This window comes from Paenibacillus sp. FSL L8-0435 (assembly GCF_037965655.1).
In the GTDB taxonomy this organism is placed as follows: Bacteria; Bacillota; Bacilli; order Paenibacillales; family Paenibacillaceae; genus Paenibacillus.
The window spans coordinates 34,351-50,299 of sequence record NZ_CP150185.1; the positions used below are offsets into that span (position 1 = coordinate 34,351).

Below are 15,949 nucleotides of genomic sequence, written 5' to 3' on the forward strand. Positions count from 1 at the left end.
CCCCCGCCGTTTGGCAGAGAAGAGGATATTCCTCTTCTTTTTGCGTTAGAAAGGAAGAAATGGAACATGATAAAAGAAGTCATTGTGGTGGAAGGCCGTGACGATACGGTAGCTATCCGTCGGGCCGTTGAAGCCGATACAATAGAAACAGGTGGATCAGCAATCAACCAACGCATTCTGAAGCGGATTGCGCTTGCTCAGGAGAGACGGGGAGTCATTGTACTGACAGATCCGGATCATGCTGGCGAACGCATTCGTAAAATTATTGCGAATAAGGTGCCTGGCTGCAAACATGCCTTCATTCCGGAAGCCGATGCAACGCGTAAAGGGGACATTGGGGTGGAGAATGCCTCACCTGAAGCGATCCGTCATGCTCTGGCGCGCGTACATACTTCATACGAAGGTGCTCCGAGCCTGATCGATTGGGAGGACCTGATCGCGGCAGGACTTATCGTGCATCCGCAGGCTGCTGCACGTCGCATGGAGATGGGCAATCTGCTGGGCATCGGTTATTGTAACGGTAAGCAGTTCCACAAACGTCTCAGTGTATTTCAGATTACACGGGAAGAGTTCTCTACAGCATTAGCGCAAATTGAACGTGAAGGAATGTGAGCATATGAAGGATATGGAAGAGACGATAGAAATTGCAACGCCCAAGCGAACCAAAGAGATTATTCAAAGACACGGATTCTCATTCAAGAAAAGTCTGGGTCAGAACTTTCTGATCGATCAAAATATACTGAACAAAATTGTTAATGCAGCCGATTTGGACGAGTCCAAGGGCGCGTTAGAGATCGGGCCGGGTATTGGAGCCCTTACGGAGCGACTGGCTCGGGTAGCAGGTCCTGTCACAGCCGTAGAGATTGATCAGCGCTTGATCCCAATCCTGGGAGAAGTGATGCAGCCTTATTCGAATGTACGTGTTCATCATGGGGATGTGTTGAAGCTTGATCTGGCTGAGTTGTTTAATACGGATTTTGCATCCGTGGACAAAGTCAGTGTCGTGGCTAACCTGCCTTATTATGTAACGACTCCAATTATGATGAAACTGTTGGAAGAGAAGCTGCCGGTAGACAGTATTGTTGTCATGATCCAAAAAGAAGTGGCTGAACGCATGGCTGCTGCACCAGGATCAAAAGACTACGGCAGTCTGAGCATCGCAGTTCAGTACTACAGTATGCCGGAGCTTGTGTGTATTGTGCCGCCTACAGTCTTCATTCCGCAACCTAATGTGGAATCAGCTGTCATTAAGCTGAAAGTGCGTGAGAAACCACCAGTGGAGATTCCGGATGAAGCACACTACTTCGAAGTGGTACAGGCTTCTTTTGCCCAACGGAGAAAAACAATCTCAAACAACTTGAAGGCACGTTTCTTCACAAAGGAGAACCGGGAACAGGCAGACATTCTGCTGGAGCAGGCAGGTATTCAACCGTCCCGACGTGGAGAGACGTTGAGTCTGCAAGAGTATGCCACACTCAGCACCGTAATGTGGGAAGCAGGAGTACGTGCAGCACTGTAAAATTTGAATGAACCAAACCGGGTCTCTGCCCATACGATGGGGTAGAGGTGATTACGTTGATGAATATCGGAGACTTGGTCGTTCGGAAGTCATACGGCGGCGATGTGACTTTTCGGGTGGAAGGCCTCCAGTTGGATGCTGCGGTCATTAAAGGGACTGAGTTCCGGCTGATTGCCGATTCCCCGGTGGACGATTTGATACAGGTTCCTTACGAACCACAAAGCGCCAAGACTAGACAGGCGCATATTAAAGCACATCAGACCCTGTCCCGTCTGCAGCAGAATCGTATGGAACAGGCTGAGCGGAATCGGGAAGGTCTGGTACAGGATTGGTCTGCTCAGCAGGAACCGGCTTATTTTGAGATGCCTGGAAAGGTGCTTCATCTGGATGGAGATCCGAACTATTTGAAAAAAAGTATGGATCTCTATGAGCAACTTCGTGTGCCCGCAGAGGGACAATATGTCCATGAATCGGCAATGGCAGATACCCTATACCGTTTATTACCCAAAGTACGTCCGGATATCGTGGTCATTACGGGTCATGATGGGGTCCTAAAGACACGTCAGCCCTATGACTTATATAGTCTTGGTAGCTACAAGAATTCGCAAAATTTTGTGTCGGCCATTCAGGTGGCCAGACAATATGAACGCCATCTGGATGCACTGACTATTGTGGCAGGGGCCTGTCAGTCCCATTTTGAGGCACTGCTGCGCGCTGGAGCGAACTTTGCCAGTTCTCCAGGCAGAATTCTCATTCATGCACTTGATCCGGTCTATGTGGCTGCCAAGGCCTCCTTTACCTCTGTGCGGGATACGGTCAACATGAGTGATGTTCTGCACAATACCATCAGTGGCAGCCAGGGTGTGGGTGGTGTCGAGACACGGGGGAGTTACCGGGTAGGTCTGCCTGGGCTGAATGATTTATCTACGCTAAAAGTGAACCCCTCGGCAGTCTGATGTAGGCCATTTAAAGTCCCAATTTGGGGCTTTTTTTGTTTGCAAAAAAATTCATTGACAACAACTTTTTGATGCTGATATAATAATTAGCTTTGATTTGACAATGACTGTAAAAACCGGTATAATGGACAAGAAAAGAGGTGGTCGTCGACAATGGCTAAAAACACGCTGTTGGATATCAAACGCAATCTCGATGCACATATTGGTCAGAAAATTATGTTGCGGGCTAATGGTGGCCGCCGTAAGACCATTGAGCGTACGGGTGTATTGGAAGAAACGTACCCTTCTGTTTTTATTGTTAAGCTTGATGAGGAGCAAGAAACCTTCAAGCGAGTTTCTTATAGTTATGCGGATATACTTACGGAGTCGGTGGAAGTCATGGTTTATGACCCGGGCAGCCAGACGCATAGCTCCTATATGGAGACGTAAGTATCGATTTACAGGCGATTCGCCCCACAAGGCGGATCGCTTTTTTGTTTTTTAAACATCAATTCGCCCTCTAACGTAACCCATACATACTCAGGAATGAGCAAGGAACGGTCGCGGCATACTATATGGACAGGTAAAGAGTCAGTTTCTGAAGCAATGCAGGGAAACTGAATTTGGCCTGATGGCAAGATGTCCAAAACGTGAACGAACTCATCACATTATGAAGGATACTTTGGAGGAGGATGGTTTCATGAGTCGCAGAAGAAGAAGTGTCATGTCAGAGGATCTGAAGAATGAACTTGCGAAAGACCTGGGCTTCTACGATACGGTCCAACAGGAAGGCTGGGGTGGAATCAAAGCCAAGGATGCAGGAAACATGGTGAAAAGAGCCATTCAACTCGCTGAGCAGGCTGCCCGCAAATCTTAATCTGGTTCAAGCTGACAGAAAAGCGGGGGAAATCCATCAGGAACTACCCCGCTTTTTCCCCTTAGATGCGGAATAGAAATGACTTGACAGCCCCATTTTGATATAATATGTTAAGTTGTCTTAGGGAAAAGGTGAGGACGGGTGAACGCCTTGAAAATTTACGAAAAAGCGCCTGCTAAAATTAATTTGATGCTGGACGTTTTACATAAAAGAAGCGATGGATTCCATGAAGTTGAAATGATCATGACCATGGTCGATCTGGCTGATCGGCTGGAAATGTCGGAGCTGCCGCGAGATACTATTTTCATCTCCAGTCAGGCGGGGTATATCCCGCTCGACGAGAAGAATCTGGCTTTCCAGGCAGCTAGACTCATTAAGGAGCGCTATAACGTGCGTACGGGCGTCCATATTCATCTGGATAAAAAGATTCCAGTTGCAGCCGGACTTGCCGGGGGCAGCAGTGATGCAGCAGCAGCGCTGCGTGGATTGAACCGTCTGTGGCGGTTGAATATACCGGATCACGAACTGCAGGAGCTTGGAGCTGAACTTGGGTCGGATGTTCCATTCTGTATCACAGGAGGGACTGCACTCGCTACAGGCCGTGGTGAGAAGTTAACTCCCATTCCTAATCCGCCGCAATGCTGGGTAATTCTGGCCAAACCTCCGATCAATGTGTCTACAGCCGATGTGTACGGAAGGTTCCGCAGTGACAAGATTGTTCGTCATCCGAGTGCGGCTAAAATGGAGCAGGCTATTCGCAATCAATCATTCACGGAAGTCTGTAACCAGATGGGCAATGTACTTGAAGATGTAACGTTGAAGCTGTATCCGGAAGTTCAGCATCTGAAGGATGCCATGATTCGATTGGGTGCAGACGGCGTGTTAATGTCCGGTAGCGGTCCAACGGTATTTGGGCTGGTCTCCAAAGAATCCAAGGTTGCCCGGATATACAATGGTCTGCGTGGGTTCTGCAAAGAAGTGTACGCTGTGCGTATGTTGACGTAAAATTCGCTTTTATAATGTACAAACACGTATAAAGGTGGTATATTCTTAAATAATTATTCGGATTTGGATGTTTCCGTGATCGTGAGGATGGATCTCTGTGAAGAAGTTAAAACGAAGCGCAAGGCTGGTTGAAATGACGCAATACTTATTGTCCAGACCGCATACGGTTATTCCGTTGACCACATTTGCCGAACGTTATGGAGCCGCAAAGTCTTCAATTAGTGAAGATTTGGCGATTATCAAGGAAGTGTTCGAAGAAGGTGGGTCAGGAGAACTGAATACACTGGCTGGAGCAGCCGGGGGAGTTAGATGGATTCCGAAGGTGTCTCGAGAGCTGGCATTGGCTTTTGCAGAGCGACTCTCGACCCAGCTCGCGCAGCCTGATCGGATCTTGCCTGGAGAATACCTGTACATGTCTGATCTGCTCGGACAGCCCGCATTGATGAATGAAGCCGGCAAGATCTTTGCAACGGCTTTTGGCAACATGAATATTGATGTGGTTATGACGGTAGAAACCAAAGGAATTCCACTGGCTTATGCGACCGGAGCCCAGCTCAACCTGCCTGTCGTGCTCGTACGCAGGGACCATCAGGCTACAGAAGGATCGGCCGTAAGTATCAATTATGTATCCGGGTCCCATAAAAGTCTGCATACGATGTCCCTCTCTCGTAGGGCGATGCGTGAGCATTCCAGAGTACTTATTGTGGATGACTTCATGAAGGCCGGGGGTACGGTGCAAGGAATGATCGATCTTTTGGCCGAGTTTAATGCTACAGTTGCCGGGGTAGGAGTACTGGTGGAATCTGGTTCTGTGGATTCAGAAGAACGCCTGCTAACAGATTACGTATCTCTGGCGAAACTGACAGCGGTTGATGCCAAGAGCAGACAGATTTCCGTCAAGCCGGGCAACTATTTTGACCTGTAGAAAGATGACGAATGTTATGTCGTTAAAAGGTCTTTTCCATCGACCTGGCACTAACGTTGTCGAATTGTGTATTAAATAAAAAAATTCCTGAAATTAGGAAATTTTTGTGGTTATAAAAAGAAGGAGTTCGTATATGCTGTGTGGAATTATACACCAAGTTCTGATGGAAAAAGGTGGTGAACACACACATGCAAATTACGGATGTCAGACTCCGCCGTGTTAACTCGGAGGGGAGAATGAAGGCTATCGCATCCATTACCATCGATAACGAATTCGTCGTTCATGACATTCGTGTCATTGATGGTAACAACGGAATGTTTGTTGCTATGCCGAGCAAACGTACTCCTGATGGAGAGTTCCGTGATATCGCCCACCCGATCTCTTCCGGTACGCGCGAGAAGATTCAGGCAGCAGTTTTGACTGAATACGATCGTGCGGCAACTGAGGAAGAAGTCATTGAAGAAGGTGCCTGAGAACATTATTGGGGTTCGAAGGAAAAGAGAGCCATGTCTTATGGCTCTCTTTTCTTTTTGACCGGAATAAGATATATTCAGTATTGAGTTTAATAGCAGAGAACAAAAAGCGCATCGTGCGCTTGGTGGCAGGGCGGCATCTTAGGAATCATTGGGATTCGGTTAAGCTCGCAGGTACACGGCGTATACATATAGGTCACGATTCGTTGGTGTCCGCGTTGTTACGTGTGATTACAGAGACAGCAGGCGATGAACAGGACCGGCTTGAAGCCGGCTGAACGATACTCATTGGATATGGATCAGCAATGCATTTCAATGGGATTTTCAGAACAGGAGGTCGTTAATTTTGAAACGAATGGCAATCGTTCTTGCCGCAGGGCAAGGGAAACGAATGAAATCAAAATTGTACAAAGTACTGCATCCCGTATGCGGTAAACCTATGGTTGGACATGTGCTGGATGCAGCACTCAGCGCAGGCGTTGAACGCAGTGTAGTTGTAGTCGGTCATGGTGCCGAAGCGGTGCAGTCATTTTTGGGTTCCAGAGCAGAGTATGCACTCCAGGCAGAACAACTGGGTACAGGTCATGCAGTGAAGCAGGTTAAATCTTTGCTTGGCGGCGAAACAGGCTCTACAATTGTGGTCTGTGGAGATACACCTCTTGTAACCAGTGAGACGTTGGAAGGTCTGATGAAGCTCCATGAGAGTAGCGGAGCAGCAGCGACAGTTCTTACGGCTCAGTTGGACAATCCCAAAGGTTATGGCCGCGTTATTCGCGGAGAAGATGGATCTGTACAACGGATTGTGGAACAGAAGGATTGCACGGAGCAGGAAGATGCTGTGAATGAGATTAACACGGGCACATACTGTTTCGATAATGCAAAATTGTTCGCTGCCCTGGAGAAAGTGACGAACCAGAACGCTCAGGGAGAGTATTATCTCACAGACGTAGTTGGCATTTTCCGCAATGATGGAGAAGTCGTTGAAGCTTACATGTCGGATGACATCGCAGAATCCATCGGGGTTAATGACCGACTCGCACTTTCGCAAGCCGAAGCCTTCATGCGTGAACGTCTTGCCGTACGTCATATGTTGAACGGTGTTACGATCATTGATCCGTCATCGACATATATCGGAGCGGATGTTACGATTGGATCAGATACAGTTTTGTATCCGGGGACGATTCTCAAAGGCACAACTTCCATTGGTGAAGCATGTCATATTGGTCCTCAGGCAGATGTGGAAGACAGCGTTATTCAGGACGGAGTTACGATTAAACATTCGGTAGTATCCAATGCCGAGGTTGGTTCTGATGCAACGGTTGGTCCATTTGCTAATTTGCGTCCAGGGACTAAACTGGGTCGCAACGTAAAAATTGGTGACTTTGTTGAAGTGAAAAATGCTACAATTGATGAAGGTTCCAAAGTATCTCATCTCAGCTATATTGGAGATGCCAAAGTAGGGAAAAACGTAAATGTTGGATGCGGGGCAATAACTGTCAATTATGATGGTTATAATAAAGCTGTGACAACGATTGAAGATGATGCTTTTGTAGGCAGCAACGTCAATCTGATTGCACCGATTACGGTAGGAAAAGGCGCTTATGTGGTTGCTGGCTCCACCGTTACCCATTCCGTTCCCGAGAATGATCTGGCCATTGCTCGTCCACGTCAGGAGAATAAACCTGGTTATGCGGAGAAGATTCGCGGACGTGCCAAAGCCAAGAAACAAAATGCCAAACCCCAATAAGGGGTTTTGATAACAAGATTGCCTCCCGAAGATCGGGGAGGTGCCGACATGTCGCAGACGCTTATTGATTCCAATGAACCAGCACGGAGGGTTTTTATTTTATGACTTATTTTGATTCGAAATTAAAAATATTTACTTGCAATTCTAACCCCAAGCTTGCCCATCAAATTGCTGATTATATCGGGATCCCTATGGGTGAATCTCACACAACCAGCTTTAGTGATGGCGAGATTCAAGTGAAACTCTCCGAGAGTGTTCGGGGTTGTCACGTTTATATCGTGCAGTCCACTTGCTTGCCGGTTAATGATAACCTGATGGAAATGCTCGTTATGATTGATGCACTCAAACGGGCATCTGCCAAGACGATTAACGTCGTTATTCCTTACTATGGCTATGCAAGACAGGATCGCAAGGCACGTTCGCGTGACCCGATTACAGCGAAGCTGGTTGCTAACCTGATTGAAAAAGCGGGTGCAACCCGTGTCATCGCGATGGACTTGCATGCAATGCAGATCCAGGGATTCTTCGACATTCCGGTTGACCATTTGCTCGGCGTGCCAATTCTGGCTCAATATTTCCGGTCGAAACAGATCGAAAATCCAGTTGTTGTGTCGCCTGACCACGGTGGCGTAGTGCGCGCACGTAAACTGGCTGATTTCCTGAATGCGCCCCTGGCGATTATCGATAAACGTCGTCCTGAGCCAAATGTGAGCGAAGTGATGAACATTATCGGTAACATCGAGGGTAAAACAGCCATCCTGATCGATGACATTATTGACACGGCGGGAACGATTGTACTGGGAGCGAATGCTCTGATGGAAGGCGGCGTAAAAGAAGTATACGCGTGCTGTACTCACCCGGTATTGTCCGGACCTGCGATGGAACGTTTGGAGAATGCACCATTGAAGGAAGTCATCGTAACGGATACCATTCCAATTACGCATGCTAATCCGACAAGCAAACTCAAAGTGTTGTCCGTAGCGCCTTTGCTCGGAGAAGCGATTATCCGGGTTCATGAGGAATTATCAATCAGCAAGCTGTTTGAAATTGAATAAGGATGTCTGCATAAAGTAGTAGAGGGGTTACGTTTTCCGGTTCAATGGAAAATGTAACCCCTGTCGGCGTGCCGTTTTATTAAAAGTGAAACAGACGCTGGTCAGTCCATATAATTTGAACTACTAATTTACACAATAATGGAGAGGGCAGAAAAGATCTGAAGAAGTGAAGTTAAAAGCTTTCTGAAAGAAAGCTGCTTCGGAAGATGTTTCTGCACGCGCAGTAATCCAGTGTAAAATGGTTCGTTCATCTTATATGGTTAATACCCGGGGCGGGAGATAAATCGGAAACGACGCCGATGAAAAAGCGTGTCAGCAATTTCGACGAATTGATTATCGAAACGTGTGATTAGACCAATCTCAATATGGGTGTCGCGGTCGTATACCTGTACAGGTACGTGATATTCGAGATGATAGATAAAATCGCTATGTTGAGTCAGTTGTCCATTGTCTTCGCGCAAAACCCGCTCACCTTCCTGGGTCGATAAAATATTAACTGTGAACACTACAGTAAATCGATCTTTACTTTCTTGATATTATATGAAATATAACATTCGAAGTCTATGCCTCACCTCAGGCTAATCCGAAGGAGGGAACAAGATGAAGTGGATTGTTGGACTTGGAAATCCAGGCTCGAACTATGCCAAAACTCGTCATAATATCGGTTTTATGGCATTGGATCGGTTGGCTAATCGTCATAATATCTCCATTACACAGAATAAATGTAAGGCGCTGATTGGAGAAGGCAATATTGGCGGTGTGAAAACCGTACTGATCAAACCAATGACCTATATGAACTTGTCTGGTGAATCGGTTCGAGCCTATATGGATTTTTATAAAGTTAGTCTTGAAGATCTGATTGTTGTGTATGACGACATGGATACAGAGATTGGCAAAGTCAGATTGCGTTATCAAGGCAGTGCAGGCGGACATAATGGAATCAAGTCCATTATTCAGCATACCGGTACACAGCAGTTTAACCGGGTACGCATGGGAATATCCCGGCCCGAACCAGGACATGCCATTGTTGATTATGTACTGTCAACATTCATGAAGAAAGAAAAAGAAGCCCTGGATCAGACCATTGAGCAAACGTGTGATGCCTTGGAGCATAGCTTGACTCATACGTTCGAACAAACAATGGCGAAGTTTAACGGTTAATTTTGTAGACATACTTGGTAAAATAATCATAAAAGACGGGTTCGATTCAGCCATACTGGACATACTGGATGTATAAACCATGTTCAGGAGGCATAAACATGTCAGTGAATTACGTATGTAGGCATTGCCGTACCTTTATTGGACGAATCGATTCTGCCCAGATAACGGAAGTAGAGCTCGGCTTTCATTTCTTGACCCCCGACGAGCGGAGGGATATAATAGCGTATAATTCCGGTGGTGACATTACCGTTCGGATTACATGTGATTACTGTAAGGAAGCCCTGGAGCATAATCCGGAGCTTAGCCTGCTCGCGAGTCCGCTTCAGTAGACATCGCCTGTAACAGGATCGAATGACAGTTGAGGGCGGTTGCGTAATAACGCTCCACCTTTTATAGCCTTGGCAGCCTGCTGAGGCTTCTTTTCAGTTTGCATGAAAGCCATCGCTATCTCGAAATCAGGCTCAGCCGCATCAACAGATGTGGCAATGTTGCGAGTAATCCGATATGATGAAACAGGACAAAAAGGAATTTGTATCCATTTTAATAGTGATGCTACGCGTTTGCGTGAGATAATCAAGTAAGTTATAAGAGAGGTGCCCCTTTTGTTACAAGCACTTATACAGGCTTTTTCCAAAGATCCGGACTTCGGGTCCATTACAGCCGGAATCAAGTCCGGCATGAAGGAACAATTGGTTTCGGGTCTATCCGGCTCGGCGCGTCAGATTATGCTGGCTGCTCTGCATCAGGAAATGAACCGACCATTGCTCGTAGTAACACATAATATGTTTTCAGCTCAAAAAATTGCAGAAGATTTACAGGAAGCGCTTTCACCTGATCAGGTGTTGATCTATCCTGCCAACGAACTTGTCGCTGCTGAAGCTGCTGTTTCCAGCCCGGAAACATTGGGTCAGCGTATTGATGTGTTGGTCCGCTGCGCCCAGGGATTCAGGGGCGTTGTTGTTATTCCTTTTTCCGGGGTAAGACGTTATGTTCCGCTTCCGGAAGTGATGGCCAATGCTCGAATTTTGATTAAACAAGGCAACACACTTCAACTGGACTCCTTCCTGCTGGAGATGGTAAAGCTCGGATATGAGCGTGTGGAACGCGTGGAATCTCGTGGTGAGATGAGTGTACGCGGAGGTATCATCGACTTCTATCCGGTTACTTCATCGATCGCATATCGGGTGGAGTTATTTGATGATGAGATCGACTCCATTCGGACATTTGATCCAGCAGATCAACGTTCGATTGAACGGATTGAAGAAATTACGGTTTTACCATGCAAGGAGTTAATTGCAGATCGTGAACGTATGGAAAAGGCTGCCGATGCGGCTGCTCTTTTGCTGGAGCAACAGCTGGAGAAAATGACGGACCGGCAGGCGAAGCTGCGTCTTCGTGAAGAAATTCACCGGGAGATCGAGCTTTTGCGGGAACACGTGTATTTCTCCGAAATGTACAAATATATTTCTCCGCTCTATCCGGAGAACAAAACGATCTACGACTATATGCCGGAAGATACCCTGCTGGTACTAGATGAGCCTGCCAGACTATCGGAGACATCGAAACAACTGGACCGTGATGAATCGGAGTGGAACCTGCATTTGATGCAAAACGGAAAAACACTTCCGGATCTTCCATTATCCGCAGACGGTGATGAACTCTTGTATGAGCGTCCATTCCAGACGCTGTTTATGTCGATCTTTTTGCGCCAAGTTCCACACACTCAACCACAAAACATTCTGAACTTCATCAGTCGTGGCATGCAGGATTTCCATGGACAGATGAACGTACTTAAGGCAGAGATGGAGCGTTGGCAGAAGGCCGGAGTCAAAGTGCTCATGCTGGCGAACGGTGAAGAGCGACTCGAGCGGATGCGCCGGGTACTGATGGACTATGATATTCCAGAGCCAGAGATGATGATCGGTAATTTGCAAACGGGATTTGAAATGCCGTCCATTCATTTGGCTGTTGTGACCGAGGGCGAGATGTTCTCGCAAAAACAGCGTAAAGTACGCAAACCGATTCGGAATGTAGATAATGCTGAACGGATCAAATCCTATAGCGAGCTAAAAGTTGGCGATTATGTCGTTCATCAGAACCACGGAATTGGTAAGTATCTGGGGATCGGTACACTCGAGGTTGGCGGTATTCATAAGGACTACATGCATATTCTCTATGCGGGTGGAGACAAACTGTCTGTACCTATTGAGCAGATCGATCTGATTCAGAAATATGTTGGTTCCGAAGAGAAGGAACCGAAAATATACAAGCTGGGCGGCAATGAATGGACACGGGTTAAAAATAAAGTCCGCACATCCGTACAGGATATTGCTGATGATCTGATTAAGCTGTATGCAGAGCGTCAGACCTCCAAAGGGTTTGGATTCGACAAGGATTCCGCGGAGCAGCAGGAGTTTGAGGACATGTTCCCTTACGATGAGACGCGTGATCAGGTACGTGCGATTGAAGAAATCAAGAAGGACATGGAACAAAACCGTCCAATGGATCGTTTATTGTGTGGGGATGTTGGTTACGGCAAAACTGAGGTCGCTATTCGAGCTGCATTTAAGGCAGCTATTGAAGGTAAACAAGTGGCTGTACTTGTTCCAACAACCATTTTGGCACAGCAGCATTTTGAGACATTCCGTGAGCGCTTCTCCGGTTATCCGTTCAACATTCATGTGCTTAGCCGGTTCCGCTCCCGTAAAGAGCAGAATGAAACAGCCAAAGGCATCAAGGCAGGCACAGTGGATATTGTCATCGGGACGCATCGATTGCTGTCGCAGGATCTGGTGTTCAAGGATCTGGGACTACTCATTGTTGATGAAGAACAGCGCTTCGGAGTAACTCATAAGGAAAAACTGAAGAAGCTGAAAACCAATGTGGACGTGCTGACGCTGACGGCAACGCCGATTCCGCGTACGCTTCATATGTCCATGCTGGGTGTGCGTGATCTGTCCGTTATCGAGACTCCGCCAGAGAATCGGTTCCCGGTACAGACCTATGTGGTTGAACACAGCCAGGCGCTTGTCCGCGAAGCGATTGAGCGTGAACTTGCCCGTGGTGGGCAAGTGTATTACCTCTACAACCGTGTTCAGGGAATCCAGGAGATGGCTGCCGAAATTTCTGAACTTGTGCCTGAGGCCAAAGTTGGTGTGGGACATGGTCAGATGTCGGAAACAGAGCTGGAGAAAACGATTCTCGACTTCCTGGATGGTGAATATGACGTGCTTGTGAGCACAAGTATCATCGAGACCGGGGTAGATATTCCGAACGTAAATACACTGATCGTACATGATGCGGATAAAATGGGACTCTCCCAGCTGTATCAGCTGCGCGGACGTGTGGGTCGTTCCAATCGTATTGCGTATGCCTATTTTACGTACCAACGGGATAAAGTCCTTACTGAAGTTGCTGAGAAACGTCTACAATCAATCAAAGAATTTACCGAACTGGGTTCAGGATTCAAAATCGCCATGCGTGACTTGTCGATTCGTGGTGCGGGAAATCTGCTAGGAGCGGAGCAGCATGGTTTCATCGCTTCCGTCGGGTTTGATCTGTATTCCCAGATGCTCGCAGAGGAGATCAACAAACGCAAAGTTACGATGCTTGGCGAAGAGCCGGTACTTTCAGACCAGTGGAACACAACTCTGGATCTCAGTATCGATGCCTACTTGCCGTCCGATTATATCTACGACAGCATTCAGAAGATTGAGATCTACAAAAAAGTGGCGGTCATTGCATCCTTCGACGATGCGATGGAGTTGGAAGACGAATTGGTTGACCGATTCGGTGATCTTCCGGAGGCCGTTATCAACCTGCTGGCTGTTGCACGGATGAAAGTATACGGCAAGATCTACGGTATTGAGTCGATTTCCCAACGTGGTGAGGACATTACCGTGAAGTTCTATGAAGGGCGTGAACATGCCTTTGAACTCTCGAAAATCGCGCACATTGGAAATCAGTTCGAAAGACGTGTACAATTTGAACAAGGACCCCATATGCTGATTCACGCTAAAGGCAAGGGGCTTGGGGATAAGCAACTGATGGAGCTGGTAGAGAAAATTCTGGAGTCCATGAAAACTGCTTTTAAATCAAAGGGGGAACTAAAGGATGTTACCAAAGTATAAAAAAGTAGGAAAAGTACTGTCTGTGAGCATGGTCGCAGTACTATCCTTATCACTGCTTGCTGCATGTGGCAAGAAGGAAGAAGCAAAAGCACCTGAATCGACGGATACAAGTGCTGTAGTCGCTACGTATGATGGTGGTACCATTACAGCCAATGAATTCGACATGGAGCAACGTGTCATGAAATTCCTCTATCCGGAGTATGCACAAATGATGGATATGGATGATTTCAAAGAGTATCTGGTGAAACAGGAAGTTGCTTATGAATATCTGAGTGGCAAAGCAAGTGAAGAAGCCAAAACAGCAGGTACCAAAACAGCAACCGAGCAATTTGATAAAATGAAAGCTTCTGTTCAGGCAGATCAATGGACTGAGATGCTGAAAGCTCAGAACCTGACTGACCAGAACATTAAAGATTATATGACTCGCATCATGACGGTAATCAAAGACAAAGAAACAGGCGTTACGGAAGATGCCATTAAGGCTGAGTTTGAGAAAAACAAAGATCAGTTCACTACGGCTTCCGTTCGTCACGTGCTGATTAACTTCACAGATCCAAAAACGCAAAAAGAACGTAAAAAAGAAGATGCACTTAAAATTGCAAAAGAAGTAAAAACCAAGTTGGATGGCGGAGCTGATTTTGCTGAAATTGCAAAAAAATATTCCGAAGATCCAGGTTCTGCTGAAAAGGGTGGACTGTATGAAAATACACCTGTAGGCAGCTGGGTAGAGGCATTTAAGGAAGCTGCAAAAACATTGCCACTGAACAAAATCAGTGATCCAGTAGAGACAGAGTACGGTTACCACGTCATGAAAGTGGAAGCTCGTACAGAAGCTGACTTTGCCAAATTGACGGCTGAACAAAAAGAAAGTTTGAAGAGCCAATTGGCTGCAGCCGAAATCGATACGTTCATGCAAAATGAATTGGACAAAATCGTAAAAGAAGTTAAACTGCCAAAAACAGAAAAAGCTGAAGAAGGTAAGACTGAAGGCACAACTGAAGGCACTACGGGTACAGGAACTGAAGGAGAGAAAACAACCGAACCAAAAACGGATGACTCCACAGGTACGGATACCAAGACTGACCAAGGTACGACTGGAACAGACAAAGATGCAACTACAGATGAAGGTACAAGCAGCAAGTAAGCTGGTAAAATTGCTGTGTTAGCATACGTTCAGGGGTTAAATTTGCCCGAATGAATGCTTTGTATGACGCAAATATGGACAACCATACAGAGAAGCAAGGGGAGGACTTAGGATCTCCTTCTTGCTTCTTCTTTTATATATTCAAGTCGTATGGGTACATGGTCGCCTTCTTCGAAAGTTACACAACTATATTCTCCGAAGCATGTATAAGGAAATGGGAACAGATGAATACTATGGTCAAGATATCACACTAAACGTTCTGGGACTTTCCTCTACCCATTAAGGAACAGTAGTTGAAAAATCTTCTCGAGAAAGTGGGGCAACATGTGAAATGAAAGCTACTGGTATTGTCCGCCGTATAGATGACCTTGGTCGTGTGGTCATTCCAAAAGAAATCCGCCGTACGTTACGTATTCGTGAAGGTGATCCACTGGAAATTTTCGTGGATCGTGATGGAGAAGTTATCCTTAAAAAATATTCGCCAATTGGTGAACTTGGTGATTTTGCCAAAGAATATGCAGAATCCCTGTATGAAAGTACAGGACATGTAACGATGATTTCGGACCGTGATACTATTATCACGGTGGCAGGAGGCTCCAAGAAAGAATATTTGGACAAACAGGTGGGTCAACTGTTGGAAGGTTGTATGGAAAACAGAAAGACCATTTTGGAAACAAACAATGGTTCTTATGAGCTTAGCAAAGATCATGACGAGACGTTATCCTCTTTTGTTATTGCGCCGATTATTTCAGGTGGTGACCCCATCGGAACGGTTATTCTGTTCAATAAGGACGAATCAGTTAAGATGTCTCAAATGGAAGTGAAGATGTCTGAGACGGCTGCTGGTTTCCTTGGCAAGCAAATGGAACAATAGACCGCAGACCAACTCCTGGTGCCCTGTCTTGGGCATACGGGAGTTTTTGCATTTTAAAGGTACAAAGAAGTAGATCCGGATGATTGTGATGGGGAAGGGTTAGT

At 46.5% G+C, this 15,949-nt stretch carries 18 protein-coding genes; 16 read left to right on the plus strand and 2 right to left on the minus strand.

Annotated elements, in window-relative coordinates:
* Positions 1-66: 66 nt before the first annotated feature.
* The 11 genes from rnmV (at position 67) to NST33_RS00205 (ending at position 8,536) form a co-directional block, all read left to right on the plus strand.
* The gene (gene rnmV, locus NST33_RS00155; protein WP_076216767.1) at positions 67-612 is read left to right on the plus strand and encodes a ribonuclease M5; all 546 of its coding nucleotides are present in this window, start codon (positions 67-69) and stop codon (positions 610-612) included.
* 4 nt (positions 613-616) lie between these two features.
* Positions 617-1,519, plus strand: a complete 903-nt coding sequence (rsmA, locus tag NST33_RS00160) for a 16S rRNA (adenine(1518)-N(6)/adenine(1519)-N(6))-dimethyltransferase RsmA (RefSeq protein WP_307415471.1) — start codon at positions 617-619, stop codon at positions 1,517-1,519.
* Positions 1,520-1,578: 59 nt separating this feature from the next.
* Complete coding sequence (gene yabG / locus NST33_RS00165) at positions 1,579-2,475, plus strand: sporulation peptidase YabG (RefSeq protein WP_017691377.1); 897 nt, start codon at positions 1,579-1,581, stop codon at positions 2,473-2,475.
* Between the two features lie 153 nt (positions 2,476-2,628).
* Positions 2,629-2,904: a Veg family protein gene (locus NST33_RS00170; RefSeq protein WP_017691376.1), complete on the plus strand. Its 276-nt coding sequence runs from the start codon at positions 2,629-2,631 to the stop codon at positions 2,902-2,904.
* A 250-nt stretch (positions 2,905-3,154) separates the two neighbouring features.
* Complete coding sequence (locus NST33_RS00175) at positions 3,155-3,331, plus strand: small, acid-soluble spore protein, alpha/beta type (protein ID WP_017691375.1); 177 nt, start codon at positions 3,155-3,157, stop codon at positions 3,329-3,331.
* A gap of 150 nt (positions 3,332-3,481) precedes the next feature.
* Positions 3,482-4,336, plus strand: coding sequence for a 4-(cytidine 5'-diphospho)-2-C-methyl-D-erythritol kinase (gene ispE, locus NST33_RS00180; RefSeq protein ID WP_036606140.1), 855 nt, complete (start codon positions 3,482-3,484; stop codon positions 4,334-4,336).
* 97 nt (positions 4,337-4,433) lie between these two features.
* Positions 4,434-5,261, plus strand: a complete 828-nt coding sequence (gene purR / locus NST33_RS00185; protein ID WP_076216765.1) for a pur operon repressor — start codon at positions 4,434-4,436, stop codon at positions 5,259-5,261.
* Between the two features lie 188 nt (positions 5,262-5,449).
* Positions 5,450-5,734 (plus strand): septation regulator SpoVG, encoded by a 285-nt coding sequence (gene spoVG, locus NST33_RS00190; RefSeq protein ID WP_017691372.1) that lies wholly within the window; start codon positions 5,450-5,452, stop codon positions 5,732-5,734.
* Positions 5,735-5,817: 83 nt separating this feature from the next.
* Complete coding sequence (locus NST33_RS00195; RefSeq protein ID WP_221825846.1) at positions 5,818-6,012, plus strand: hypothetical protein; 195 nt, start codon at positions 5,818-5,820, stop codon at positions 6,010-6,012.
* 68 nt (positions 6,013-6,080) lie between these two features.
* Positions 6,081-7,481 (plus strand): bifunctional UDP-N-acetylglucosamine diphosphorylase/glucosamine-1-phosphate N-acetyltransferase GlmU, encoded by a 1,401-nt coding sequence (gene glmU / locus NST33_RS00200; RefSeq protein WP_036606127.1) that lies wholly within the window; start codon positions 6,081-6,083, stop codon positions 7,479-7,481.
* A gap of 101 nt (positions 7,482-7,582) precedes the next feature.
* Entirely contained in the window at positions 7,583-8,536 is a 954-nt protein-coding gene (locus NST33_RS00205) for a ribose-phosphate diphosphokinase (protein WP_017691370.1), read from the plus strand.
* Positions 8,537-8,796: 260 nt separating this feature from the next.
* Here NST33_RS00205 and NST33_RS00210 read toward each other — a convergent pair whose 3' ends face one another.
* On the minus strand, positions 8,797-8,997 hold the full coding sequence (locus tag NST33_RS00210; protein WP_024633712.1) for a hypothetical protein: 201 nt from the start codon (positions 8,995-8,997) through the stop codon (positions 8,797-8,799).
* A 139-nt stretch (positions 8,998-9,136) separates the two neighbouring features.
* Between NST33_RS00210 and pth the strand changes: the two genes are divergently transcribed.
* Positions 9,137-9,697, plus strand: coding sequence for an aminoacyl-tRNA hydrolase (gene pth / locus NST33_RS00215; protein WP_221825843.1), 561 nt, complete (start codon positions 9,137-9,139; stop codon positions 9,695-9,697).
* A 98-nt stretch (positions 9,698-9,795) separates the two neighbouring features.
* Entirely contained in the window at positions 9,796-10,026 is a 231-nt protein-coding gene (locus tag NST33_RS00220; protein ID WP_210110415.1) for an anti-sigma-F factor Fin family protein, read from the plus strand.
* On the opposite strand, the gene NST33_RS00225 is transcribed toward NST33_RS00220, so the two are convergent.
* Entirely contained in the window at positions 10,020-10,274 is a 255-nt protein-coding gene (locus NST33_RS00225) for a hypothetical protein (protein WP_339306353.1), read from the minus strand. The genes NST33_RS00220 and NST33_RS00225 overlap by 7 nt on opposite strands.
* A 25-nt stretch (positions 10,275-10,299) precedes the next feature.
* Between NST33_RS00225 and mfd the strand changes: the two genes are divergently transcribed.
* From mfd to spoVT, 3 genes are all read left to right on the plus strand, one after another.
* Positions 10,300-13,827, plus strand: coding sequence for a transcription-repair coupling factor (gene mfd / locus NST33_RS00230; RefSeq protein WP_339306355.1), 3,528 nt, complete (start codon positions 10,300-10,302; stop codon positions 13,825-13,827).
* Positions 13,811-14,971: a peptidylprolyl isomerase gene (locus NST33_RS00235; protein ID WP_221825827.1), complete on the plus strand. Its 1,161-nt coding sequence runs from the start codon at positions 13,811-13,813 to the stop codon at positions 14,969-14,971. Before mfd ends, NST33_RS00235 begins: the two co-directional genes overlap by 17 nt.
* Before the next feature lie 331 nt (positions 14,972-15,302).
* Positions 15,303-15,845 (plus strand): stage V sporulation protein T, encoded by a 543-nt coding sequence (gene spoVT, locus NST33_RS00240; protein WP_036606123.1) that lies wholly within the window; start codon positions 15,303-15,305, stop codon positions 15,843-15,845.
* Positions 15,846-15,949 lie beyond the last annotated feature (104 nt).